This is a genomic window from Nocardia aegles (assembly GCF_052545135.1).
Map to the genome: position 1 here is coordinate 1 of NZ_JBQWRI010000069.1, position 440 is coordinate 440.

Below are 440 nucleotides of genomic sequence, written 5' to 3' on the forward strand. Positions count from 1 at the left end.
GTGCTGGCTGTGGTTGTGCATCATATTGCGGCGGATGCGTCGTCGATGGGTCCGTTGGTGCGGGATGTGATGGTGGCGTATGGGGCGCGTTCGTTGGGTGTGGTGCCGGGGTGGTTGCCGTTGCGGGTGCAGTATGTGGATTACGCGTTGTGGCAGCGTGTGGTGTTGGGTGATGAGAACGATCCGGCGTCGATCGCGGCGCAGCAGATCGCGTTTTGGCGTGGTGAGTTGGCGGGGTTGCCGGATTTGTTGGAGTTGCCGGTGGATCGGCCGCGTCCTGTGGTGGCGTCGTTGGCGGGTGCGCGGGTGGGTGTCGAGATCGATGCGGTGACGCATGCGGGACTTGTGGGGTTGGCGCGTGCGTATGGTGCGACGTTGTTCATGGTGGTGCATGCGGCGTTTGCGGTGTTGCTGGCTCGGTTGTCGGGCAGTTCGGATAT

General features: G+C 63.2%; 1 protein-coding gene. It reads left to right on the forward strand.

Annotation, left to right across the window (positions count from 1 at the left end):
* On the forward strand, window positions 1–440 hold a 440-nt coding region (locus tag ACT89H_RS29490; protein ID WP_445111940.1), incomplete at both ends, for a condensation domain-containing protein.